This window comes from Bacillus mycoides, from assembly GCF_001757995.1.
GTDB classification, from domain to species: Bacteria; Bacillota; Bacilli; order Bacillales; family Bacillaceae_G; genus Bacillus_A; species Bacillus_A mycoides_B.
The window spans coordinates 103,575-124,773 of record NZ_LXLV01000073.1 but is presented as its reverse complement, the minus strand read 5'-3'; the positions used below and the strand labels follow the sequence as shown (position 1 = coordinate 124,773).

The 21,199-nt window shown below is 35.9% G+C and carries 23 protein-coding genes and 1 riboswitch; of the genes, 13 read left to right on the top strand and 10 right to left on the bottom strand.

Features of this window, described 5'->3' with window-relative positions; genetic code table 11:
* Positions 1-99 precede the first annotated feature (99 nt).
* Positions 100-726, top strand: coding sequence for an FMN-dependent NADH-azoreductase (locus BWGOE10_RS27005; protein WP_070145668.1), 627 nt, complete (start codon positions 100-102; stop codon positions 724-726).
* Between the two features lie 63 nt (positions 727-789).
* Here the strand turns inward: BWGOE10_RS27005 and BWGOE10_RS27000 are convergent, their stop codons facing one another.
* A complete protein-coding gene (locus BWGOE10_RS27000) occupies positions 790-1,461 on the bottom strand; it encodes a transcriptional regulator YeiL (RefSeq protein ID WP_070145666.1) in 672 nt (223 codons plus the stop codon).
* Between the two features lie 106 nt (positions 1,462-1,567).
* Between BWGOE10_RS27000 and BWGOE10_RS26995 the strand changes: the two genes are divergently transcribed.
* Complete coding sequence (locus BWGOE10_RS26995) at positions 1,568-2,263, top strand: YjjG family noncanonical pyrimidine nucleotidase (protein ID WP_070145664.1); 696 nt, start codon at positions 1,568-1,570, stop codon at positions 2,261-2,263.
* 40 nt (positions 2,264-2,303) lie between these two features.
* On the opposite strand, the gene BWGOE10_RS26990 is transcribed toward BWGOE10_RS26995, so the two are convergent.
* Positions 2,304-3,536 carry a chloride channel protein gene (locus BWGOE10_RS26990; RefSeq protein WP_070145662.1) on the bottom strand — a complete coding sequence of 411 codons (1,233 nt, stop codon included), beginning with the start codon at positions 3,534-3,536 and terminating at the stop codon, positions 2,304-2,306.
* Positions 3,537-3,855: 319 nt separating this feature from the next.
* Positions 3,856-3,960: riboswitch (SAM riboswitch) on the top strand.
* 91 nt (positions 3,961-4,051) lie between these two features.
* On the opposite strand from BWGOE10_RS26990, the gene BWGOE10_RS26985 reads away from it, so the two are divergent.
* The 3 genes from BWGOE10_RS26985 (at position 4,052) to BWGOE10_RS26975 (ending at position 7,675) form a co-directional block, all read left to right on the top strand.
* The gene (locus BWGOE10_RS26985; RefSeq protein WP_070145661.1) at positions 4,052-5,350 is read left to right on the top strand and encodes a bifunctional O-acetylhomoserine aminocarboxypropyltransferase/cysteine synthase; all 1,299 of its coding nucleotides are present in this window, start codon (positions 4,052-4,054) and stop codon (positions 5,348-5,350) included.
* A complete protein-coding gene (gene metA, locus BWGOE10_RS26980) occupies positions 5,334-6,239 on the top strand; it encodes a homoserine O-acetyltransferase MetA (RefSeq protein WP_070145659.1) in 906 nt (301 codons plus the stop codon). Before BWGOE10_RS26985 ends, metA begins: the two co-directional genes overlap by 17 nt.
* 140 nt (positions 6,240-6,379) lie before the next feature.
* The gene (locus tag BWGOE10_RS26975) at positions 6,380-7,675 is read left to right on the top strand and encodes a homoserine dehydrogenase (protein ID WP_070145657.1); all 1,296 of its coding nucleotides are present in this window, start codon (positions 6,380-6,382) and stop codon (positions 7,673-7,675) included.
* Positions 7,676-7,704: 29 nt separating this feature from the next.
* Here BWGOE10_RS26975 and BWGOE10_RS26970 read toward each other — a convergent pair whose 3' ends face one another.
* Positions 7,705-8,331, bottom strand: a complete 627-nt coding sequence (locus BWGOE10_RS26970) for a YczE/YyaS/YitT family protein (protein ID WP_070145655.1) — start codon at positions 8,329-8,331, stop codon at positions 7,705-7,707.
* Between the two features lie 97 nt (positions 8,332-8,428).
* On the opposite strand from BWGOE10_RS26970, the gene BWGOE10_RS26965 reads away from it, so the two are divergent.
* The 5 genes from BWGOE10_RS26965 (at position 8,429) to BWGOE10_RS26945 (ending at position 12,893) form a co-directional block, all read left to right on the top strand.
* A complete protein-coding gene (locus BWGOE10_RS26965) occupies positions 8,429-9,406 on the top strand; it encodes a LacI family DNA-binding transcriptional regulator (RefSeq protein ID WP_070145653.1) in 978 nt (325 codons plus the stop codon).
* Positions 9,407-9,487: 81 nt separating this feature from the next.
* Entirely contained in the window at positions 9,488-10,297 is an 810-nt protein-coding gene (locus BWGOE10_RS26960) for an SGNH/GDSL hydrolase family protein (RefSeq protein WP_033710565.1), read from the top strand.
* Positions 10,294-11,211, top strand: a complete 918-nt coding sequence (locus tag BWGOE10_RS26955; protein WP_070145652.1) for an ABC transporter ATP-binding protein — start codon at positions 10,294-10,296, stop codon at positions 11,209-11,211. The genes BWGOE10_RS26960 and BWGOE10_RS26955 overlap by 4 nt, the downstream gene beginning before the upstream one ends.
* The gene (locus BWGOE10_RS26950) at positions 11,204-12,196 is read left to right on the top strand and encodes an ABC transporter permease (RefSeq protein WP_070145650.1); all 993 of its coding nucleotides are present in this window, start codon (positions 11,204-11,206) and stop codon (positions 12,194-12,196) included. Before BWGOE10_RS26955 ends, BWGOE10_RS26950 begins: the two co-directional genes overlap by 8 nt.
* A 19-nt stretch (positions 12,197-12,215) precedes the next feature.
* Complete coding sequence (locus BWGOE10_RS26945) at positions 12,216-12,893, top strand: uracil-DNA glycosylase (protein WP_070145648.1); 678 nt, start codon at positions 12,216-12,218, stop codon at positions 12,891-12,893.
* Between the two features lie 43 nt (positions 12,894-12,936).
* On the opposite strand, the gene BWGOE10_RS26940 is transcribed toward BWGOE10_RS26945, so the two are convergent.
* From BWGOE10_RS26940 to BWGOE10_RS26930, 3 genes are all read right to left on the bottom strand, one after another.
* Positions 12,937-13,227, bottom strand: coding sequence for a DUF3817 domain-containing protein (locus tag BWGOE10_RS26940; protein WP_002144657.1), 291 nt, complete (start codon positions 13,225-13,227; stop codon positions 12,937-12,939).
* Between the two features lie 209 nt (positions 13,228-13,436).
* On the bottom strand, positions 13,437-14,258 hold the full coding sequence (locus BWGOE10_RS26935) for a Cof-type HAD-IIB family hydrolase (RefSeq protein WP_070145646.1): 822 nt from the start codon (positions 14,256-14,258) through the stop codon (positions 13,437-13,439).
* A gap of 358 nt (positions 14,259-14,616) precedes the next feature.
* Positions 14,617-15,900 (bottom strand): purine/pyrimidine permease, encoded by a 1,284-nt coding sequence (locus BWGOE10_RS26930; protein ID WP_070145644.1) that lies wholly within the window; start codon positions 15,898-15,900, stop codon positions 14,617-14,619.
* Positions 15,901-15,995: 95 nt separating this feature from the next.
* On the opposite strand from BWGOE10_RS26930, the gene BWGOE10_RS26925 reads away from it, so the two are divergent.
* The 3 genes from BWGOE10_RS26925 to BWGOE10_RS26915 all read left to right on the top strand — a co-directional run bounded on the left by BWGOE10_RS26925 (position 15,996) and on the right by BWGOE10_RS26915 (position 17,714).
* Positions 15,996-16,988: a potassium channel family protein gene (locus BWGOE10_RS26925; RefSeq protein WP_070145643.1), complete on the top strand. Its 993-nt coding sequence runs from the start codon at positions 15,996-15,998 to the stop codon at positions 16,986-16,988.
* Between the two features lie 6 nt (positions 16,989-16,994).
* A complete protein-coding gene (locus BWGOE10_RS26920; RefSeq protein WP_070145641.1) occupies positions 16,995-17,282 on the top strand; it encodes a YwdI family protein in 288 nt (95 codons plus the stop codon).
* 63 nt (positions 17,283-17,345) lie between these two features.
* Positions 17,346-17,714, top strand: a complete 369-nt coding sequence (locus tag BWGOE10_RS26915) for a DUF423 domain-containing protein (RefSeq protein WP_002016371.1) — start codon at positions 17,346-17,348, stop codon at positions 17,712-17,714.
* Positions 17,715-17,745: 31 nt separating this feature from the next.
* On the opposite strand, the gene gerQ is transcribed toward BWGOE10_RS26915, so the two are convergent.
* From gerQ to hemQ, 4 genes are all read right to left on the bottom strand, one after another.
* Complete coding sequence (gene gerQ, locus BWGOE10_RS26910; protein WP_070145639.1) at positions 17,746-18,171, bottom strand: spore coat protein GerQ; 426 nt, start codon at positions 18,169-18,171, stop codon at positions 17,746-17,748.
* Positions 18,172-18,198: 27 nt separating this feature from the next.
* On the bottom strand, positions 18,199-18,621 hold the full coding sequence (gene cwlJ, locus BWGOE10_RS26905) for a cell wall hydrolase CwlJ (RefSeq protein ID WP_070145638.1): 423 nt from the start codon (positions 18,619-18,621) through the stop codon (positions 18,199-18,201).
* Between the two features lie 164 nt (positions 18,622-18,785).
* Complete coding sequence (locus tag BWGOE10_RS26900) at positions 18,786-20,063, bottom strand: serine hydrolase (RefSeq protein ID WP_070145637.1); 1,278 nt, start codon at positions 20,061-20,063, stop codon at positions 18,786-18,788.
* Positions 20,064-20,258: 195 nt separating this feature from the next.
* The gene (gene hemQ / locus BWGOE10_RS26895; RefSeq protein ID WP_002113124.1) at positions 20,259-21,002 is read right to left on the bottom strand and encodes a hydrogen peroxide-dependent heme synthase; all 744 of its coding nucleotides are present in this window, start codon (positions 21,000-21,002) and stop codon (positions 20,259-20,261) included.
* Between the last annotated feature and the right edge of the window lie 197 nt (positions 21,003-21,199).

Below are 21,199 nucleotides of genomic sequence, written 5' to 3'. Positions count from 1 at the left end.
ATAAAATGTATTTGTAAGCAACAACAATTACAAGGGAGTACCCTTTTTTCGTAAGTAATATATAACAACATAAGAGTGAGTAGTAGGAGGAAAAGAATCATGGCAACAGTTTTATTTGTAAAAGCAAACAACCGTCCAGCGGAACAAGCAGTAAGTGTGAGATTATACGAGGCATTTTTAGCAAACTATAAAGAAGCACATCCAAATGATACAGTAGTAGAACTTGATTTATATAAAGAAGAATTACCATATGTAGGCGTAGATATGATTAATGGTACATTCAAAGCAGGTAGAGGATTTGACTTAACAGAAGAAGAAGCAAAAGTGGTAGCAGTTGCCGATAAGTATTTAAATCAATTTCTAGAAGCTGATAAAGTAGTTTTCGGTTTCCCATTATGGAACTTAACGATTCCAGCCGTATTACACACGTATATTGATTATTTAAACCGTGCTGGTAAAACGTTTAAATATACACCAGAAGGTCCAGTTGGACTTATTGGAGATAAGAAGATTGCTTTATTAAATGCACGCGGCGGCGTATATTCTGAAGGACCAGCAGCTGAAGTAGAAATGGCTGTTAAATACGTAGCAAGCATGATGGGCTTCTTCGGCGCAACAAACATGGAAACAGTAGTTATTGAAGGACATAACCAATTCCCAGATAAAGCAGAAGAAATCATTACAGCAGGTCTTGAAGAAGCGGCTAAAGTAGCAAGTAAATTTTAATTAAAAACATAATCGTCACTCAAAAAAAGTAGCATTAACATGTAAACGTTAATGCTACTTTTTTTATATTTTAAGTTCATCAGCCAGTTTTTCTAATTGAATTCGACTTTGTATGTAATAGGTTCTTCCTTCTTTTTTTAAGTAGTTTTGCTGGCAAAACTGGTTTAATACATATAAAAGATGGCGGTAACTGACGTTTAAGTATTCTGAGGCCTCAGTATGTTTTTCGGTATAGCAATTATTTTGTTCCGTTAATAGAATAAACGCAGCTAATCGATTTTCGAACGGATAACTATAGTTTTTGGCGTAATTTTCCGTTCGGGTAATTGTTTTTTCTCCAATAAATTTGCATAGTTTCTGTAGAAAAGTAGCATCTTGCAATAAAAGATGCTGACAATTTTTAAGAGGAAGCGCTAAGCAAATACAATCTTCAATTACCTCAACCGCTTTCGTAACGGATTCTACGCCAATTAACCCTAATTCCCCAATGAACGAAGGTGCTTGAATAAAGTTAATTAATGAAACCTTTCCGTTTTTGTGACTCATATATATTTTGGCTTTCCCAGAAATTAAGTAATAGAGATAAGGGAGGTCGATTCCCTCATTACAGATCATCTCTTTCTTTTGAAAAGAATGCAGTTCTACATATGGTAAGACATTAAAGGAAAAAAGAGTATGAAATTGGTGAATTTGCATGTGTTGATAAATTTCTTTCTCATTTTTGCTGATTTTCATATTTTCACCCCTGTTTGTAGTATGAGATATCTCCTATTATTTTTACAAGGAGGAATGATACGATTTATGTAAATTTGTTTTTGTAGAAAAGAGAGTGTTAGGGTTTATGAAAAAATATAAAACATTGCTATTTGATGTAGATGATACATTACTAGATTTTCAAAAGGCTGAGAAAATCGCCTTACGGATGCTTTTTGAAGAGAAGGGGCTTATTTTAACCGATGAAATAGAGGATCGTTATAAAAAAATAAATAAAAGCCTTTGGGGTTCTTTTGAAAAAGGTGAAATAACGCGAAATGAAATTATAAATACACGATTTTCCATTTTGTTTAAAGAGTACGGGGAAGAAGTAGATGGGATATTATTCGAAAATAATTATCGCAGCTATTTAGAAGAAGGAAACCAACTCATGCAAGGTGCGTTTGAATTTATAAATCAAATTCAAAGTGAGTATGATTTATATATAGTGACAAACGGTATTTCTAAGACGCAAGATAAACGTTTACGTAATGCAGGATTACATTCATTGTTTAAAGATATTTTTGTTTCTGAAGATACGGGATTCCAAAAGCCGATGAAAGAGTATTTTGATTATGTTTTTGAACGGATTCCTAATTTTTCTCCTGAAGAAGGGCTTATTATTGGAGATTCATTAAGTGCTGATATTAAAGGTGGATATGTAGCAGGAATTGATACTTGTTGGTTTAATCCAGAAAAGAAATCAAATGATAGCGAGATTGTGCCAACATATGAAGTGCATAATTTTGAAGAGTTATACGCGCTATTAAAGCAGCATGTGTAATAAAAATAGGCAGTGGAACTTTTGTCCCTACTGCCTATTTTTATTCGTTTGTAGCTTCGTTGTTTTTAGGAAGTGGAAATGCATTACCAATCGCTGCCGCTCCAAGCATTGGTAATAGTAAATTGAGCGGGAAAAACATGAGCAATAATAATGTTATAGCTATTGGTTTTCTTAATGCATAGCTTGAAATAGCTGTCGTGACGATGGCTACAGAAGATATTGGATCTATAGGCAGAATAGAAGCTATAGCGTATCCGATACTTGATCCAGCAAATATAATTGGGAAAATATGTCCGCCGCGCCAACCCGTATTTAAACAAACGGCAGTAATACATAATTTTAAAACTCCTGAAAGAAGTAGTACCCAGAAGGATAAATGGCTCCATTCAACGACTAAATCTTTTAATTGATGTTCCCCTGAAAATAACGTGTACGGGAGAAAAGTTCCTGTAACCCCTAATAAAATACCGCCTATAATTCCAAGTGATACCTTGTATTCCCTGAAGGGATGGATTAATTTCTCTAATGCGAATTCTAATTTGAAATAAAAGAAACCAACTATAGCACCAATGCTAGCAAGTGGTAGAAAGGCGATCCATTCATTAAGAGCAAGAGACCCTTCCCCAAAATCAACAATAAAGGATCCACGATTATCGAGTTTACTAAGCAATAAGTAAACGGAAAAACCGGCAAAAGTGGTAGCTAAATATACAATTGCTTTTTTTCCTTTCGAAAATTCATTAATTTGCTCACCCTCATTTTCATTCGGAGCTAAATAACCGAATAATGGTGCATTAAAAATTACACTTAAAGTAGCACCAATTCCAACCTCTGTTAGTTCATTCATTCCCTTTAAAGCAAAATTAAAGCGATCTCCTACCCATGTACAAAGTCCACCGATAATTCCAACAAGTGCTGCTTCTGGGCCTAAACTAGCTCCAAATATTAAAACGATAATCGCAGTTAAAGTAGCTTTATGTACAAAACTGTATTCGATTCTACCTGTTTTTTTATATTCAGCCATCACTTCGGGCATAAGACGTGGATATGTACCGAAATATTTTTGTGTTAAACCAACGAGGATACCACCGATGATTGTTACACAAATGGTGTAATAAGGCGGAGAAGAGAAAATAGTAGGTAAGTATCCCCAAATAAAGTGAATTCCGATATTTATTGTAACTAAAAATAACCAGACTGTAGCTCCTACTATAGAGCCTAAAAGAATGCCATATAGGACGAGTATATAGTGCATGTCCTTTTTATTTGTCATGTTGTACCTCCGTTATGTAAGTTTTCATGCAGAAAGGATTAAATGTGCTAGTGTGAAATGAATTGAATATATATAGTATCTTTTTGAGGGTTTGGCTTATTCAATATATTGAAATCTCATGAAAATTTGAAACCAACGCGGTTAAACCACTTATTTAATTCTATATATTGATCGGAGTTTTTAAAAGGTCTTTTTCAAATGAATATGGAATATATTTCTTTTGTTGTTTATATTAAATTCCTCACATTTAATTTAGAACATTCAGAAAAACCATTTGACATCAGGAAATTATTGCTATAAAATCAACGGTAATTGCATAGTCTTATCAAGAAAAGGTGGAGGGACAGGCCCGATGAAACCTTGGCAACAGCCGTATAACGGAATTGTGCCAAATCCTGCAGGTAATAATCCTGAGAGATAAGAAAGAACCTTAGAGCGTGTTTTCAAACTGCTCCTTTCTTGTTTTCAGGGAAGGGGCAGTTTTTTATTTTGCATAAAGGAAAGGAGAATGAGAGATGGGAGAATCATGGGGGAAAGGAACGATTTGTGTGCAAGGTGGCTATACGCCAAAAAATGGTGAGCCGCGTGTTTTGCCACTTTATCAAAGTACAACGTATAAATACGATACGTCAGATGATTTAGCAGCACTATTTAATTTAGAGGCAGAAGGATATATATATACGCGTATTGGAAATCCTACTCTAGCTGCATTTGAGCAGAAGTTATCAGATTTAGAAGGTGGTGTAGGGGCTGTTGCAACAGCTTCTGGGCAGGCAGCTATTATGCTTGCGGTTTTAAATATTTGCAGTAGTGGAGACCATTTACTTTGTTCTTCAACTGTTTACGGAGGAACGTTTAATTTATTTGGAGTGAGTTTGCGTAAACTTGGCATCGATGTTACGTTCTTTAATCCTAATTTAACGGCAGATGAAATTGCGGCACTTGCTAATGATAAGACAAAACTCGTTTATGCAGAATCATTAGGAAACCCAGCAATGAACGTTTTGAATTTCAAAGAACTTTCAGGGGCAGCAAAAGAATTAGAAGTACCTTTTATCGTTGATAATACATTAGCGACGCCTTATTTATGCCAGGCATTTGAACATGGGGCAAATATCATTGTCCATTCTACAACGAAATATATTGATGGCCATGCAAGTTCTCTAGGCGGCATTGTAATAGATGGAGGGAACTTCGATTGGACAAATGGAAAATACCCTGAGCTTGTCGAACCTGATCCGAGTTATCACGGCGTAAGCTATGTTCAAAATTTTGGAGCAGCAGCGTATATTGTGAAAGCACGCGTTCAGTTATTAAGAGACTACGGAAACTGTATGAGCCCATTCAATGCATATATTAGCAACATTGGCCTGGAAACATTGCATTTACGAATGGAGCGTCATAGTGAAAATGCTCTCGAAGTTGCTAAGTGGCTTGCTAATCATGATCGCATTGAATGGGTGAATTATCCAGGGTTAGATAGTAATGAAAATTACTCGTTAGCACAAAAGTATTTGAAAAAAGGTGCTAGTGGAGTTTTAACATTTGGTATTAAGGGCGGATTAGAAGCAGCAAAAGAATTTATCGCAAATGTAAAACTTGCAACTCTTGTAACGCATGTAGCTGATGCAAGAACTTGTGTAATACATCCTGCTAGTACGACGCACAGACAATTAAGCGCAGAAAATCAGCGTTTAGCTGGTGTTACATCTGATTTAATTCGTTTATCGGTCGGTATAGAAGATGTTTCTGATATTATTGCAGATTTAGAAGCGGCGCTAGTCGGAGGCAAACAACATGCCGATCATAATTGATAAAGATTTACCAGCTCGCAAAGTATTGCAGAAGGAAAATATTTTTGTAATGACGAAGGAGCGAGCAGTAACACAAGATATACGTGCTTTGAAAATTGCTATATTAAATTTAATGCCTACAAAGCAAGAAACAGAGGCGCAATTACTTCGTTTAATTGGAAATACACCGTTGCAATTAGATGTTCATTTACTTCATATGGAATCGCATCTGTCTCGCAATGTAGCGCAGGACCATTTAACGAGCTTCTATAAAACATTTCGTGATATTGAGAATGAAAAATTTGATGGACTCATTATTACAGGAGCACCAGTTGAAACTCTTTCTTTTGAAGAGGTAGATTATTGGGAAGAGCTTGGACGTATTATGGAGTATTCAAAAACGAATGTAACATCGACGCTTCATATTTGCTGGGGGGCACAAGCAGGTTTGTATTATCACTATGGTGTGCCGAAGTATCCTCTTGCGGAAAAAATGTTTGGTGTATTTGAACATGAGGTTCGCGAGCAACATGTGAAATTGTTACAAGGGTTTGATGAAGTGTTTTTTGCTCCGCATTCTCGTCATACAGAAGTACGAGAGAGCGACATTGAAAAAGTGAAAGAATTAACGTTATTAGCCAATTCTGAAGAAGCAGGTGTTCATCTTGCTATTGGGCAAGAGGGAAGGCAAGTTTTCGCACTCGGACATAGTGAATATAGTTGTGATACGTTAAAGCAAGAATACGAACGGGACTGCCAAAAAGGGTTAAATATTGATGTGCCAAAAAATTATTTTAAACATAATAATCCAGATGAGAAGCCGCTTGTTAGGTGGAGGAGTCATGGGAATTTATTATTCTCTAATTGGCTGAATTATTATGTGTATCAAGAAACCCCTTATATATTGTAAATAAAGATTGTGTAACACGTGGTAGCGTTTTCTTTGTAAAGATTAACCTTTATTTTTCCGAATGTTCTAAATTAATTGTTTTTATAATTTTTCGTCTATATAATTCATCTAAACACAATTTTTGAGGGGTGGACAGTATTATGAAAGAAATTCAAGTGGGGTTATTAGGTCTTGGGACAGTTGGTAGTGGTGTAGTTCGTATTATTACAGATCATCAAGAACGACTTATACACCAAGTAGGTTGTCCAGTGAAAGTAACGAAAGTATTGGTGCAAAACATTGAGAAAGAGAGAGAGGTCGACGTGCCTTCTACTCTATTAACACAAAATGTGAATGAAATTTTAGATAATCCAAATATTGATGTTGTCATCGAAGTAATGGGTGGCATTGATGATGCAAAAGCATATATTTTGCAAGCTTTAAAGAGCGGGAAGCACGTTGTGACTGCAAATAAGGACTTAATGGCATTACACGGAGCGGAACTCTTAGCGGTAGCAAAAGATAACAAGGCTGATTTATTTTACGAAGCAAGTGTAGCTGGAGGGATTCCAATTTTACGAAGCATCGTAGAAGGACTTTCTTCAGATCTTATTACGAAAGTAATGGGAATTGTAAATGGAACAACAAATTTTATTTTGACGAAAATGTCAGACGAAGGGAGAGCATATAACGACGTGTTAAAAGAAGCTCAGCAGCTTGGATTTGCAGAAGCAGATCCAACATCAGATGTAGAAGGTTTAGATGCAGCAAGAAAAATGACGATTTTGGCTACTCTCGGTTTCTCTACAAATGTAGAGCTTGGAGACGTGAAGGTAAAAGGGATTACTTCTATTACAGCAGAAGATATTGAATATAGTAAGAGCTTAGGTTATACAATTAAATTAATTGGCCTTGCAAAGCGAGATGGCGAGAAATTAGAGGTTACAGTTGAGCCAACTTTACTTCCAAATGCACACCCTCTTGCGGCAGTGCAAAATGAATATAATGCTGTCTATGTGTATGGTGAAGCGGTAGGAGAAACGATGTTTTATGGTCCGGGAGCAGGAAGCTTACCGACAGCGACAGCTGTTGTTTCTGACCTAGTTGCTGTAATGCAAAATATTAGGTTAGGTGTAACAGGAAATAGTGCTGTAGTCCCGCAATATCAAAAGGTACTAAAAGAGCCAGATGAAATTATCGTGAAAAAGTTTTTAAGACTTCATGTGAAAGACGAAATTGGTGTATTTGCAAAAATTACATCATTGTTCTCTGAACGCGGTGTTAGTTTTGAAAAGATTATTCAAATGCCACTTGAAGAGAAAGGGAAAGCAGAAATCGTGATTGTAACACATCGTGCTTCTCTTGCGGATTATGAGTACATTCTACATACATTGCAATCGTATGAAGAAATAGATTGTGTGAAAGCAAATTATCGAATTGAAGGAGATGCTAAGTAGTATCTCTTCTAATAAAATAAAAAAACCTATTAAGCGGCTTGCTTAATAGGTTTTTTTCTATTTAAAATCTGCGTACCGACTTGAATAAATGCTTGAATAATCCAACCTGTTGTAAAGGATAAGATAATTGTTCCAAAATAGATTGGCCCATCTAATAAGAAGCTTAATGTTAAAAATAAAAAAGCTAATGAAATTTCTGTTCTTCTAAATGTCCATTTCTTTTTCTCAGCGACAGTTAAAACGAAAGCCTCTTGAGGTGCTGCGCAAAGGTTTGTAGAGACGTAAAGACCAATTCCGGCTCCGATGAATAGATTTCCACAAATAAGTGTTATATATTTTGGAAGAGAGCGGATAGCGTCCATAATAGTCATAATAGAACCAACCCAATCAACAAAAAGAGAAATAAGAATCATTGTGACAATTGTGCCGATTGTAATTTGTTTTTTGTCCCAAAAGAGTACGATCAGGGTAAAAACAAAGTTAATCATGAAAATCCAAAAACCAATACTTATCCCAAAATTTTGATATAGTGCAATAAAGAAGGAATCATAAGGGCTAAGTCCAAAGGAAGTAATTGTCGTCATCATATTAATACCGATGGCGAGAATGAGTAAACCGCCAATGAAAAATATATATTCTAATTTGAATCGAAGCATAGTTGTATATCCTTTCAAAATGTATTTGCTAGGAAAGGATATATTGTGGAAAGCTTACCAGGTCAAGGGAGAATTTTTGTGAGAAAGGGAAAATGAGATGACTAATATAAGAAAGATTGCTGAACTTGCTGGGGTATCTGTTTCAACTGTTTCACGTGTACTCAATAATCATCCGTACGTGAATGAACAGAAACGAAAAGAGATTTTAGCGATTATAGAAGAATTAAATTATACGCAAAATGTGAATGCTATTCATTTAGTGAAAGGAAAAACGAATGTAATTGGCGTTTTATTGCCGCACGTAAATGATCAATATTACAGTGCCATTATTGGGGGGATATCAAAGGAAACCGCAAAGAAAAATTATAATATGATGCTTTGCCAGACAAATTATAGCGAAGAAAAAGAGCTTGAAATTTTACATATGTTAAAAATGAAAAAGCTTGATGGAGTAATTATATGTTCACGGACAAATAATAAGGAAAAACTTGAAGAGTATACGAAGTTTGGTCCAATTGTGATGTGTGAAGAAATAGATTCGAATTTCATTTCGAGTGTACATATTGATTACTACAAAGTATTTTTGCGCGGGATGAAAAGCTTAATAGATGCTGGTCATACACGTATCGGATATTGCATTGGAAGAAGTAATAGTATTAATAGCCAGAGGCGAAAAAAGGCGTATGAGGATTCACTTCAACGGATTGTTGTAACACCGTTAGATGCCTGGAAGTTTAAGGGCTGTTTTACGGTGGAAGATGGGCGCAATGTAGTCAGGGAATGGGCTAGTATGTCTGTAAAACCGACGGCGTTTCTTGTATCTTGCAATCATATTGCTGCAGGAATGGTAACGGAGGCGAAAAAACAAGGAATTCGTATCCCAGAGGATATTACGATTATCGGATGTGATGATCAAGAGGTGGCAGATATATTAGGTATTACGACGATTTCGCATTCTAGTAAAAATGTTGGTGTAAAGGCATTTGAATTATTATATGAAAAAATTAATGATGAAGAAATAGAAGTGAAACATGTAGAGTTATTACCAAATTTGGTAGATAGGGAAACGACATAATAAGGAAGGTGTGAAAATCGCTTTTCGAAAATCCGTTTGGTATAATTATGGACAATCTATAGGGGCTAAAGGGGTTTTGATATGAGATCAAAATTAGTAAAAGTAATTCTACTCATTACAATTGCGTCTTTCTGTTTATTTGCATATGGTTTTGTTTCGGGTGTGAATGATGTATTAAATCCGAAAGCTTCCAAATTAATTACGAAGACTGACGTAGTGGCAAAAGAGAAAAAGAAAACGGGAACGTTACAAATAGTTAGTTTAGGTGATTCGTTAACGCGAGGCGTTGGTGATAAAGAAGGAATTGGCTATATTGGACGAATGAAAGAGGATTTACAAAAAGATTATAAACAAAAAGTTGCACTAACCAATTTGGCAGTTAGTGGCGCAAAAATGCCGGATTTATTAAAACAATTAGAGGGTAGCGGTGCTCAGTATTCAATTAAGCAAGCAGATGTAATTGTTTTAACAATTGGAGGAAATGATTTGTTCCCAGGATGGGAATCGCTCGGAAAGATAGATTTAGAGACGTATCGTCCTGATACGGAAACGTTTCAAAATGAAGCGAAGAAAATTATAGAAGAAATTCGTAAATTAAATACAGATAGCCCTATTTTTTGGCTAGGTTTATACAATCCTTTTGAGGATGTGGAAGATTTAAGGGGTTCATCAAATATTGTTGTTGATTGGAATGCTTCTTTAGAGAAGTTAGCATTAAATGATAAAAATGTATATATTACACCGACATTTGATTTATTCCAAAATCGCGGAAAAGATTTATTATACTCCGATCATTTTCATCCGAATGAAGTCGGCTACACATATATGGCAGAGCGATTAGTCCAAAACGTCGTAAGTAAACTAAAACTAGAACAAGGAGGGATAAAATGACGATGATACTTTCCGTACGAGACGTGAAGAAGGTAATTGGAAAGAAGACACTTGTAGAAGACATTTCATTTGATGTAAAACAAGGAGAAGTGTTTGGCTTTTTAGGGCCGAACGGAGCTGGGAAAACGACAACAATTCGAATGTTAGTCGGACTGATTAAAGCGACAGAAGGTACTATTTCTATTGGTAGTTATTCTATTAAGGAAAATTTTAGAGAAGCGATGCGTCAAATTGGAAGTATCGTTGAAAACCCAGAGCTTTATACATATTTAACGGGATGGGAAAACTTAAAGCAATTTGCGCGCATGCTTGGTGATATATCAGATGAACGTATTATTGAAATTGCAAAAATGGTTCATTTAGATGAGCGTATTCACGATAAGGTAAAAACATATTCCCTTGGTATGAAGCAGCGCCTTGGAATTGCGCAGGCGCTACTTGGAAACCCGAAATTGCTCATATTAGATGAGCCGACGAATGGTTTAGATCCGGCTGGGATTAGAGAACTTAGGGAATTTATACATAAGCTTGTAAAAGAAGAAAATATGAGTGTATTTATTTCGAGTCACTTGCTAAGTGAAGTGCAAATGATATGCGACCGTGTTGCTATTATTCATAAAGGGAAAATAATAACAGTTGCACCTATTGAAGAGTTGATCAAAACAGCGAGTGATCGTGTGGAATGGGTCGTTACACCGATTTCCAAAGCGAAAGACATGTTAGACGCTGCTGAAGAGGTAGAGGAAGTTAGTATAGAAGATGAGCGTTTACTATGTCGTATGGATGTTGCGTCTATTAGTGTTTGGAATAAGCACTTTGTAGAAAACGAGATAGATGTACATAGCGTCAAAGAGCTTGTATTTACGCTAGAAGATTTATTTATTGAACTCACAAGGGGTGAGCAACATGCGTGAATTTGCGAATCTTATTTTAAATGAATCAGAAAAGATTTATCGTAAGAAACGGATTGTTGTTGTCATGCTTATTTTAGCAATCTTGATTCCACTTTTTGTGTATGCTCAGTATCGTGAAATAGAAACGACGCAAAAAAGGCTTGGTACGACCGATTGGAAAGTATCATTACAGCAACAAATTGTTGATTCACAAAACCGCTTGAACAATTCTAGATTGCCAGAAGAATGGCGAGATTGGTTAAAAGTAAGAGTGGAACAGCAACAATATTATTTAGATCATAATATTAATCCGACTGCGCCAGGGGCACCAACATTTGTGAGGGCGTTTATTGAACAAGGAATAACGTTATTTATTCCATTGCTCGTTATGATTGTCGCCATTGATATTGTTTCAGGAGAACGAAGCGATGGTACGATGAAAATGCTTCTGACGAGGCCGATTCGGCGCTGGAAAATACTCCTTAGTAAATATGTGACGATGCTATTTTTCATTTCGCTCATATTGCTTCTTGTCGGTTTGTTTGCTTACGCATTATCAGGGCTTGTATTTGGATACTCTGGATGGAATTTACCTGTTTTAACTGGATTTGTTATTGATAAGGAAACATTGAATACGAACTTTGTACATCTCATTCCGCAGTGGCAATACATTTTAATGGCTTACGGACTAGCTTGGTTTGTTGCTATCGTTGTTGGAACTATATCATTTATGGTTTCCGTTTTAATTCGTAATACACCAGCTGGCATGGGCGTTATGTTAGCTGCGTTAATTGCAGGCGGCATTTTAAGTTCATTCGCAACGTCTTGGGAAGGTGCGAAATACATTTTTAGTGTCAACTTATCGCTAACGGATTATTTATCAGGAAAACTGCCTGCATTACAAGGATTATCAATGGGGTTTTCGTTAATGAATTTAACGGTTTGGGCAGTAGTATCTCTTATCATTTCATTTGTAGTATTTACAAGGCAGGATATGGTGAATTAATTGGATAGGAAGTGAAGGCATGGAAAACATTTTGCAGAATGATTGGGGACCATTACTGGGGTCAGAATTTGAGAAAGAATACTATCAAGCTTTAGCTAACTTTTTAAAAGAAGAGTATGAGGAGCTTGTGATTTATCCAAAGAAAGAAGATATCTTTAACGCTCTTCAGTATACAAGTTATGAAAATACAAAGGTCGTTATTTTAGGACAAGACCCATATCATGGACCGAATCAAGCGCATGGTTTAAGCTTTTCTGTACAACCTGGCATTAAAACGCCACCGTCATTGCTAAATATGTATAAAGAACTTCGAGATGAATACGGTTATGAAATTCCGAATAACGGTTATTTAGTAAAATGGGCGGAGCAAGGAGTATTATTATTAAATACTGTATTAACGGTTCGTCAAGGTGAAGCAAATTCTCATAAAGGAAAAGGATGGGAGCATTTCACAGATCGCGTAATTGAGCTATTAAATGAACGTGAAAAGCCAGTTATTTTCATATTATGGGGACGCCATGCTCAGGCGAAGAAAAAGTTAATTACGAATACGAATCATCATATTATCGAGTCCGTACATCCAAGTCCATTATCAGCAAGACGAGGTTTCTTTGGAAGTAAGCCGTACTCTAAAGTAAATGAGATTTTATCTAACATGGATGAAAAAGAAATCGATTGGCAAATTCCGAATATATAAACGCAAAAAAGGTAGCTAACAATTGTTAACTACCTTTTTACTATTACTGTTCATTTTTTAGTTTTGCATCTAGTACAAAAGTACCAAATGGGATAACTGATGCAACAAGTGCACCAAGTGCCCATAAAATTGTTTTACGGTGTACGATTGTTACTTGAATTACCGCAAAGATGAATAATATGAATAAAACGCCATGAGCCATACCTGTAATTTTAACAGCTGTTGCAAACCCTGCAAAATATTTTAATGGCATTGCTACAAATAATAGTAATAGGAAAGAAATCCCCTCAATTAAGCCGATTGCTCTTAATCGTCCGATTGGTGTAGATAACATGAAATAGCCTCCTTTAACGTATGCTTGTATATAGTAAATTTGTATTCTTTTTCAAAATAAAATAGTCTATTTTGTTTCATTATATACAAAAAGAAATTTTACACTACGAGAATAGTGCAAAGTTCAAAATATAGTCACAAAAGCAATGTAATTTAAATAAAAACCTATTTGAAGTATTTGACTTCAAATAGGTTTTATGAATGAAAATATTAAACAAGCACTTCGCTTTTTAGTACAAATTTCTCTACAACTTTAGCAACACCATCGTTCATATTTGTATCTGTTACATAGTTTGCAATTTCTTTAATATCATCTGGTGCATTGCCCATTGCAACGCCAAGACCGGCAAATTCAATCATCGCTTGATCGTTATAGCTATCACCCATTGCGATAACTTCTCCGCGTTTAATACCAAGTTTTTGGATTAATTGGTTTAAGCTCGTTCCTTTTGTAACACCATATTCAGTGAATTCTAAGAAGAATGGTTTAGAGCGCATAACGCTTAATTGACCTTCTAGTTGTTTTTGTAGTTTCTTTTCTACTTCAACAAGGCGTTCAGCTTCTTTATTCATTAATACTTTTACTACAGGCTCTTTAACAGCAGCTTTAAAATCATCTACTTTAATAATCGGCATACCAGTAATTTCTCCCTCAATTTCAGTATACGGATTATTTTCTTCTGTTACGATATCATCGCCAATATAAGTATGAATCCATACATCTTCAGTTTTACTAATTTCAAATAGGTTGTGAACGATTTCAGGAGATAGCGTGCTACTAAAGATTTCTTCATTTGTTTTACAGTTAATAATTTTTGCGCCGTTAAAAGATAGAATGAAGCTACCGTATTCTTCTAAACGAAGTTCTTTTGCAACATTGCGCATACCAAACGTTGGACGCCCAGAAGCAAGTACAACTTTAACTCCTTGCTCTTGTGCTGTCATTAAAGCCTCTTTCGTACGAGGCGAAATTGTATGGTCATCGCGTAATAAAGTATCATCTAAATCTAAAACAATCATTTTATAAGTCATATAGAAAATTCCTTTCTTTGTTGGAATAGAAATAAATTTTTATGAAGATAGTGGGGAATATATAGTAAGACATCGAACCTCTTTACATGAAATTAGGAGAAGTTCTGCATTGTTAGTATAAATTATCATGAGCGTGTTGCCCATGATAATTTATCCCGCATCAACGGGCAGTAAGACTCCCACCTCAAAACTCAGCTGGAGCAAAGAAGTTAGGTGGGAGATCAACTGTCCGTAAACGCCCGATTGGTTCAACTAATAATCAGTGGGGGGATGAACAAAGCCCCCACTGATTAAAGTTTCACTTTATCATTATCGTAACAACTCTACAGGTAGAGTGCAATAATGGAAGTTTTCCAATTTACGATAGTTGTTTTTCGTGCGAACGAGAAAATAGTATTTCCAGCAAGATAGCCATTACAGATCCAAGAACGAGACCGTTACTTAGAAATGATGCTAAAAATGGCGGCAACGTAGAAAATGCTCCGGCTGGAACGAACATAACTCCGATTCCTGTAAAGATTGAAAGACCTGCTACTTTAAATAATTGTTCTTTATTTTGTACAGTGTCATATTCGCGAAAAGCGAGACCAATCATGCTTGCAAATACAGGGTAAATCGCAGCATACCCAACTGCGACGGGGATTGCTGCAAAGAATGAAGTAATCTTTGGGAATATACTAACAAGAATGATAAAGCTTGACCCTAACATAAATGGGAGGCGTTTATAAATATTGGTTGTTGCGATAAATCCTGCTGATCCAGAAATGGCAACAGGACCAATGGCTGAAAACAGACCACCTAGTAATTGATTTATTCCTGTTATAATGCCAGCTTGTTTGAAGCGATTCTCCGCGGCATCTTCTTCATATTTAGAAACAACCTTTTGTACAACGCGAATACTTGCTAACATATTTGTTAGAAGTAATAGTGTGACGAAAACTACCGTAATTGCCATGTTCCATTCAATGCGAGGCATTCCGAAAACAAATAGAGATGGAAGACGAATTATATCTGTCACAAGTGTTACTGGATTAGATAATCCGAAGCACGCAAATAATATCCAGCCGCAGACGATACTGAAAAGAACGGAATATTGTCCAATAATAGGTAGCTTCATAATGAAAAAAGATAGTAAAATAACAATGAGTGAAAGAATAAATACCTTTGGCTGTACTTCTGTATGTTGTCCATCAAGGCCAAACATGCCTTTTAAGAAGGAGCCACTAAGTTGTGCGACAAGAAGGAATAAATACGTTCCAATTACTGTCGGTGTAAAGTAACGAACTAGTTTATCGATAAGTCCAAAAACACTAAGAATAATACAAATGATGCCACTTAATAGGAAAGCGTACTGAAGGACCTTAAGTGTTTCATTACTTGATCCAAATAATACGACACCTAAGCTTGCATAAAGGGAGAAAATTCCCCACCAAAGGCCTGCAGGACCTTCTTGAATAGGAAGTTTGTGACCAAATATAGCTTGCAGTAGGCCGGCAAAACCGAGAACAAATAATGTCCTTTGTACAAATGCGATAGCTTCAGCACCATCGAGACCGTAACTAGTTGCGACACTAATTGGTACAATAAGACTTCCAGCTAAAATAAATAGTGCCCATTGTAAGGCAGAAAGAAATAGCTTCATTATATCAACCTCTTTCATAGATTCCGTTTCTAGTATATACGTATTTCATTTCCTCTGGCAAAGATTGTAGATAGAGAAAAGAGTTGAAACATAATATGAATGCACGTAAGCAATTATGGATAGCAGTTATATGTATGACCTTTGTTGTAATTCTAGGAACGCTAGGATTTATGACAATTGAAGAGATTAGCTTGTTTCAAGCATTTTGGATGACGATGATTACGGTATTAACTGTTGGATATGGTGATGTAGTGCCTGTAACACAGGCAGGGAAATTTTTTGCGCTCCTTATTATACCTGTTGGCGTCGGTATCGTTACGTATGCAATGGGGGTAATAGCAGCTATGATCATTGAGGGGAATTTATTTCATGCGGTGCGGAGGAAAAAGATGGATAAACAAATAGCGCAGTTACAAAATCATATTATAGTATGTGGTTGCGGTAGAGTAGGGCTTCAAGTTGTACATGAATTACAGGAAAAGAAAATTCCGTTTGTAGTTGTGGATAAAGATGAAAGTATATTTGAACAGGAAAAGCTTCTATATGTACATGGAGATGCAACTGAAGATCAAGTGTTACATAATGCGGGAATTTCGAAGGCAGCGGGTCTAGTGGCTATCGTAGCAAACGATGCTGAAAATGTATTTATTACATTAACGGCAAGAGGGCTTAATGATGCAATTAAAATTGTAGCAAGAGCTGAAAAGCCAGAAACAGAAGAGAAATTACGGCGCGCTGGTGCAAATAAAGTTATTAATCCATCTAGTATGGCAGGAATTCATATAGCAAAAGGTATTGCTAATCCGTTAACAGTTCATTATATTGATACAGTATTGTATGGAATAGAGCAATCATTTGTAATTGAAGAAATTCAAGTTGGTAAAGATTCTATCTTAGTCAGTAAATCGTTACTAGAGAGTAATGTGAGAAATCAATTTGATGTAACAATTTTAGCGATTTTAAGAGATGGGGATATTATCCATAATCCAACGGGGCAGGAAAAACTACAAGAACATGATATGATAATAGTATTTGGTTCAGTGGAGAAACTGGGGCAATTTGAGAAAGAACTACAAAGTAAGAGGTGACAAGGAATGCAAGTATCTAGCGATAAGGTTTTAAATAAAATGGCGAATGAAATTGCAAAGGCAAAAAGTAGTGAAGGACAAAAATCAAAAGAGCATTTATTAGTTGTGCGTGCATTATGTGATTTATTATTAGATGAACAAGTTGAGCCTTCTACGTATAGGGAACCACAAGTTCAATCACGAATAATCGGATCTCAGCCTATAACAACAGTTCAACCGGTTATGCCAGTTTCTGGAGAACCTGTGTATATAAAAGAAGAAGGTGCAAATGGTAATTCTTTATTTGATTTTTAAGGATTAAATCGTTTGGATTATATGTGAAAATTGCTTATGATAAAAATAAAAAGGGGAATTAAGATGAAAATTTTCTTTTTACTAGGTTGTATTGCAGCAGGATTATCTGTTGCATTAGGGGCTTTTGGAGCACATGGTTTAGAAAATAAAATTTCTGCAAAAATGTTAGAAGTGTGGAAGACGGGCGTTACATATCAAATGTTTCATGCAGGTGGCTTATTTGTAGTTGCTCTATTAATGGACAAAATGCAATCATCACTTTTAAGCACTGCAGGTTGGCTTATGGTAGCTGGGATTATTATGTTCTCAGGCAGTCTTTATGCATTAAGTACAACAGGTATTAAATTCTTTGGCCCAATTACACCTCTTGGTGGTGTAGCGTTTATTGTGGCGTGGATTTTAGTCGGAACTGCAGTTGTAAAAGGGTTATAAAAAACAAAAGCTGGCATTTGCCAGCTTTTTTTTATGGTCTTGGAGCATAAGTTGCTTGTTGACCAGGTAAATACGTAATTTCTCCTGGGAATTCTACATAATCTAAATAAATCATTAGTAGTAAAAAGCGTTTTCCAGATTTCGGCTCACTAATAACGATATGATCACGGCCAGCTGCCTCGATAATCCCTGTATAAGATTGTGTACCAAGCGAACTACCACGTTCATAAGTCATTACAACTGTAGCTGGCTTACCTTTGTTTAAACGAAGGATATTTTCAATATAAGATTGCTCTAGTGGTAACATACCTTGAGAAACTGCCAATTGAGCCTGAGCAGCTTGTTGTTGCATCGCTTGCTGTTGCTGCTGCCCAGGGGGCATTTGTTGCGGTTGTACATAAGTTCCAGATGGTTGATAAAAACCTGTTCCATAGTATGGATTTTGTTGCTGTGCCATTCAAAAATCCCTCCTCATTTTCATTCCTTAATATACGCCTGGACAATCCTCACCGGATGGTTGGAAGAAGCAGTGCTTTTTAAAACGTCCAGAATTTTGTTGGTCATACCAAGTTGGTGGGCAAGGACCTTCAGGTCTGAAAAACCATAAAGCGAAATTTGCAGGCCAAAAACGTTGTCCTTGAATGGTACGCCTTGCTAAGGCAATGTCTTGTTCTCGTGCTCGTTGATAAAAATACCCTTTTTGAGTAGCTTCAAAACCACCAGGATTTTGATAAACCATCTGACGTAAGTTCCGTACTTTTTTAAAATCTAAACAATTTCCGCGGACGCGATTTACACCGACATTTCCAACCATTAGCATGCCTTGTTGCCCTTCTCCTTCAGCTTCAGCACGCATGAGTCTAGCTAATAACTTTACATCTTCTTCTGTATAAGCAATAACACCCATTATGTGTCACCTCTCTTTTTGGAATACCCTTTGGAAAGAGGCTTTTTCTAGATGAAGTGTGGAACAATTACTAGTTCATACGTATGAGAAAAAGGACGCAGATATGACAACCAAACGAAGTTTTACATCTAGAGGGGAAAATAAAAAAAGCTAGCTTTTCATCATTAAAATACTTTAGACCATAAGTTTGAGAAGAAATCGCCAATTGAACGCATTGTTAATACGAACCAATTTGCTTTTTCTACTTCTTCAGTCGTTTTTGCAGTAACTTTCATACTTTTATTTCCGTCTAAGAAACCGTATTTATCAGTTGATTCTAAAACGATTGAACCTACTTTTGCATCTTTCTTAATAGGAGCAACTAAATGCCCATCTTCAGCAAGTGATTTATCTGCTTCAGTAGAAATTTTGTAAGGTGATTTGCTACCTTTTGCAGTAACTACTGTCACTTCTTTTTCTGGTGCAACTGTTATGTAGTCTTCTTTTCCTTTTACTACAGAAATTTTGTTATTTTTATCTACTTTTAATTTCTGTTTTTCGAAGTTATTAAACCCGTATTCAATTAATGCACGAGATTCTGTGAAACGCTCGTCCATTGATTTTGTTTTAATAATAACTGAAATAAGGCGTAAATCACCACGTTTTGCTGTAATGGTGAATCCATATCCAGCTGTATCAGAGCTTCCTGTTTTTAAACCATCTGCTCCTTCATAAGAGAAAGCAGCACCTGGTAACATCCAGTTCCAATTTTCCATACGAATGGGTTTCGGATGATTATCTGGGAAGTTTCTAAATCTTTGTTTTGTATCCTCTAGCATTTCTGGATACTTTGTAATAATTGTTTTTGAAAGAATACCCATATCGCGAGCTGACATGGAGTTTTCTCCATTCGGATCAGTTCCTTCAGGATGTTTGCCTTTTAAATCAGCGTTGTTTAACCCAGTAGCGTTTACAAATTTATATTTCTTTAACCCTAGTTTTTTCGCATGTTCATTTGCAAGATTTAAGAAGTTCTTTTCACTTCCTGCAAGTAATTCTGCTAAAGCAATACTAGATCCATTCGCAGAGAAGATAACGATAGAATGATATAATTCTCTTACAGTATATTGGCGTCCCTTTTCGAACGGTACGTTAGAGAATTCATTATTACGTGAAACTTCATAAGCGTAATCGGAAATGTTTACTTTCGTATCCCAAGTGATTTTTCCTTCTTTAATTGCTTCTAATACGGCATAAACAACAATTAATTTTGACATACTAGCGATAGCTAGTAATTCATCTGGATTTTGTTCATGCAGTATTTTTCCTGTATCTGCATCAAATAGAAGTGCAGCAGCTGCCTCTATATGTATTTTTTCTTCCGCATGGGATCTTGTTACTCCTAAGGAAGAAAATGACAATAGAAACAATAGTAAAATAGACAAGATTTTCTTCATATACATTATCACCTTCGCATCGTTATTAGCATATAGCTCGTATCATTTTAGCATAAATTTGGATGTGAAAAGGTTACAATCTTACAAGAAATTTGAAAAGAATTTGTCGATTTTTGTTCAAATTTGCAGAGAAAAGAAGTTTTTTGCAGGTAAATGTAGAGGTAATAAAAAAAGGAACGAAATTCGTTCCTTTTTTTTATATTATATGTGTAAAAATGTTGTTACTTTTTCGCTTGGTAAAATGTTTCCGACAAAGAATGTTCCGAATTCACCGTAGCGAGCACTTACTTCATCGAAGCGCATTTCATATATAAGTTTCTTAAATTGCAGAACATCGTCAGCGAATAATGTTACGCCCCACTCAAAATCGTCGAATCCGACTGACCCTGAAATTACTTGGCGTACTTTACCTGCGTATTGGCGACCGATTTTGCTATGACTGTACATAAGTTTCTTACGTTCATCCATAGGAAGCATATACCAGTTATCATTACCTTGGCGACGCTTATCCATTGGATAGAAGCAAATGTGATTTGCTTTCGGTAACTCAGGATATAAGCGAGCTAAGACTTGTGGGTTTTGGTATGGGTCTTCATCAGCTGGAAGATAGTTGCTTAGTTCAACAACAGATACGTAAGAATATGCAGGAACTAAATATTCAGCTAATGTTGTTTTATTTAATTCTGTTTCGATTTCATTTAACTCTTCCATTGTTGGACGTAAGATCATAAGCATAATATCTGCTTTTTGACCAACAACTGTATACATTGCATGACTGCCTTTTTTTGCAGTAGCTACTTCGTTCCATTTTTCAACGACATTTAAAAATTCAGACACTGCTTGTCCGCGTTCGTCACTAGATAATGTTTTCCATGCTGCCCAATCAATAGAACGTAAATCATGTAAACAATACCAGCCATCTAACGTTGTTGTTGCTTCACTCATTCTATTCACCTCAGTTAATGATATTTTACACGTTAACTATAGCATATATAGGATTAAAAACATCTAAATAAAGTTTCGGTGCATAAAACTGTCACATTTATATTTACTGGAAAACGGGAGAAGATAAGGCTTAAGTAGGCTTTATTTTCCGGCTGAATTTTATGAAAATATAATCATTTTCGTTTTATCTATTTTTT

Excerpts from the sequence above, each read along its gene's own strand:
- BWGOE10_RS26970 (WP_070145655.1), bottom strand. The coding sequence starts at position 8,331 with ATGCTTCGATTCAAATTAGAATATATATTTTTCATTGGCGGTTTACTC.
- hemQ (WP_002113124.1), bottom strand. The coding sequence starts at position 21,002 with ATGAGTGAAGCAACAACAACGTTAGATGGCTGGTATTGTTTACATGAT.
- BWGOE10_RS26940 (WP_002144657.1), bottom strand. The coding sequence starts at position 13,227 with ATGTTATCTACACCAATCGGACGATTAAGAGCAATCGGCTTAATTGAG.
- gerQ (WP_070145639.1), bottom strand. The coding sequence starts at position 18,171 with ATGGCACAGCAACAAAATCCATACTATGGAACAGGTTTTTATCAACCA.
- BWGOE10_RS26900 (WP_070145637.1), bottom strand. The coding sequence starts at position 20,063 with ATGTATATGAAGAAAATCTTGTCTATTTTACTATTGTTTCTATTGTCA.
- BWGOE10_RS26965 (WP_070145653.1), top strand. The coding sequence starts at position 8,429 with ATGACTAATATAAGAAAGATTGCTGAACTTGCTGGGGTATCTGTTTCA.
- metA (WP_070145659.1), top strand. The coding sequence starts at position 5,334 with ATGCCGATCATAATTGATAAAGATTTACCAGCTCGCAAAGTATTGCAG.
- BWGOE10_RS26935 (WP_070145646.1), bottom strand. The coding sequence starts at position 14,258 with ATGACTTATAAAATGATTGTTTTAGATTTAGATGATACTTTATTACGC.
- cwlJ (WP_070145638.1), bottom strand. The coding sequence starts at position 18,621 with ATGGGTGTTATTGCTTATACAGAAGAAGATGTAAAGTTATTAGCTAGA.
- BWGOE10_RS26990 (WP_070145662.1), bottom strand. The coding sequence starts at position 3,536 with ATGACAAATAAAAAGGACATGCACTATATACTCGTCCTATATGGCATT.
- BWGOE10_RS26925 (WP_070145643.1), top strand. The coding sequence starts at position 15,996 with ATGAATGCACGTAAGCAATTATGGATAGCAGTTATATGTATGACCTTT.
- BWGOE10_RS26915 (WP_002016371.1), top strand. The coding sequence starts at position 17,346 with ATGAAAATTTTCTTTTTACTAGGTTGTATTGCAGCAGGATTATCTGTT.
- BWGOE10_RS27000 (WP_070145666.1), bottom strand. The coding sequence starts at position 1,461 with ATGAAAATCAGCAAAAATGAGAAAGAAATTTATCAACACATGCAAATT.
- BWGOE10_RS26930 (WP_070145644.1), bottom strand. The coding sequence starts at position 15,900 with ATGAAGCTATTTCTTTCTGCCTTACAATGGGCACTATTTATTTTAGCT.
- BWGOE10_RS26950 (WP_070145650.1), top strand. The coding sequence starts at position 11,204 with ATGCGTGAATTTGCGAATCTTATTTTAAATGAATCAGAAAAGATTTAT.
- BWGOE10_RS26995 (WP_070145664.1), top strand. The coding sequence starts at position 1,568 with ATGAAAAAATATAAAACATTGCTATTTGATGTAGATGATACATTACTA.
- BWGOE10_RS26960 (WP_033710565.1), top strand. The coding sequence starts at position 9,488 with ATGAGATCAAAATTAGTAAAAGTAATTCTACTCATTACAATTGCGTCT.
- BWGOE10_RS26955 (WP_070145652.1), top strand. The coding sequence starts at position 10,294 with ATGACGATGATACTTTCCGTACGAGACGTGAAGAAGGTAATTGGAAAG.
- BWGOE10_RS26985 (WP_070145661.1), top strand. The coding sequence starts at position 4,052 with ATGGGAGAATCATGGGGGAAAGGAACGATTTGTGTGCAAGGTGGCTAT.
- BWGOE10_RS26975 (WP_070145657.1), top strand. The coding sequence starts at position 6,380 with ATGAAAGAAATTCAAGTGGGGTTATTAGGTCTTGGGACAGTTGGTAGT.
- BWGOE10_RS26945 (WP_070145648.1), top strand. The coding sequence starts at position 12,216 with ATGGAAAACATTTTGCAGAATGATTGGGGACCATTACTGGGGTCAGAA.
- BWGOE10_RS27005 (WP_070145668.1), top strand. The coding sequence starts at position 100 with ATGGCAACAGTTTTATTTGTAAAAGCAAACAACCGTCCAGCGGAACAA.
- BWGOE10_RS26920 (WP_070145641.1), top strand. The coding sequence starts at position 16,995 with ATGCAAGTATCTAGCGATAAGGTTTTAAATAAAATGGCGAATGAAATT.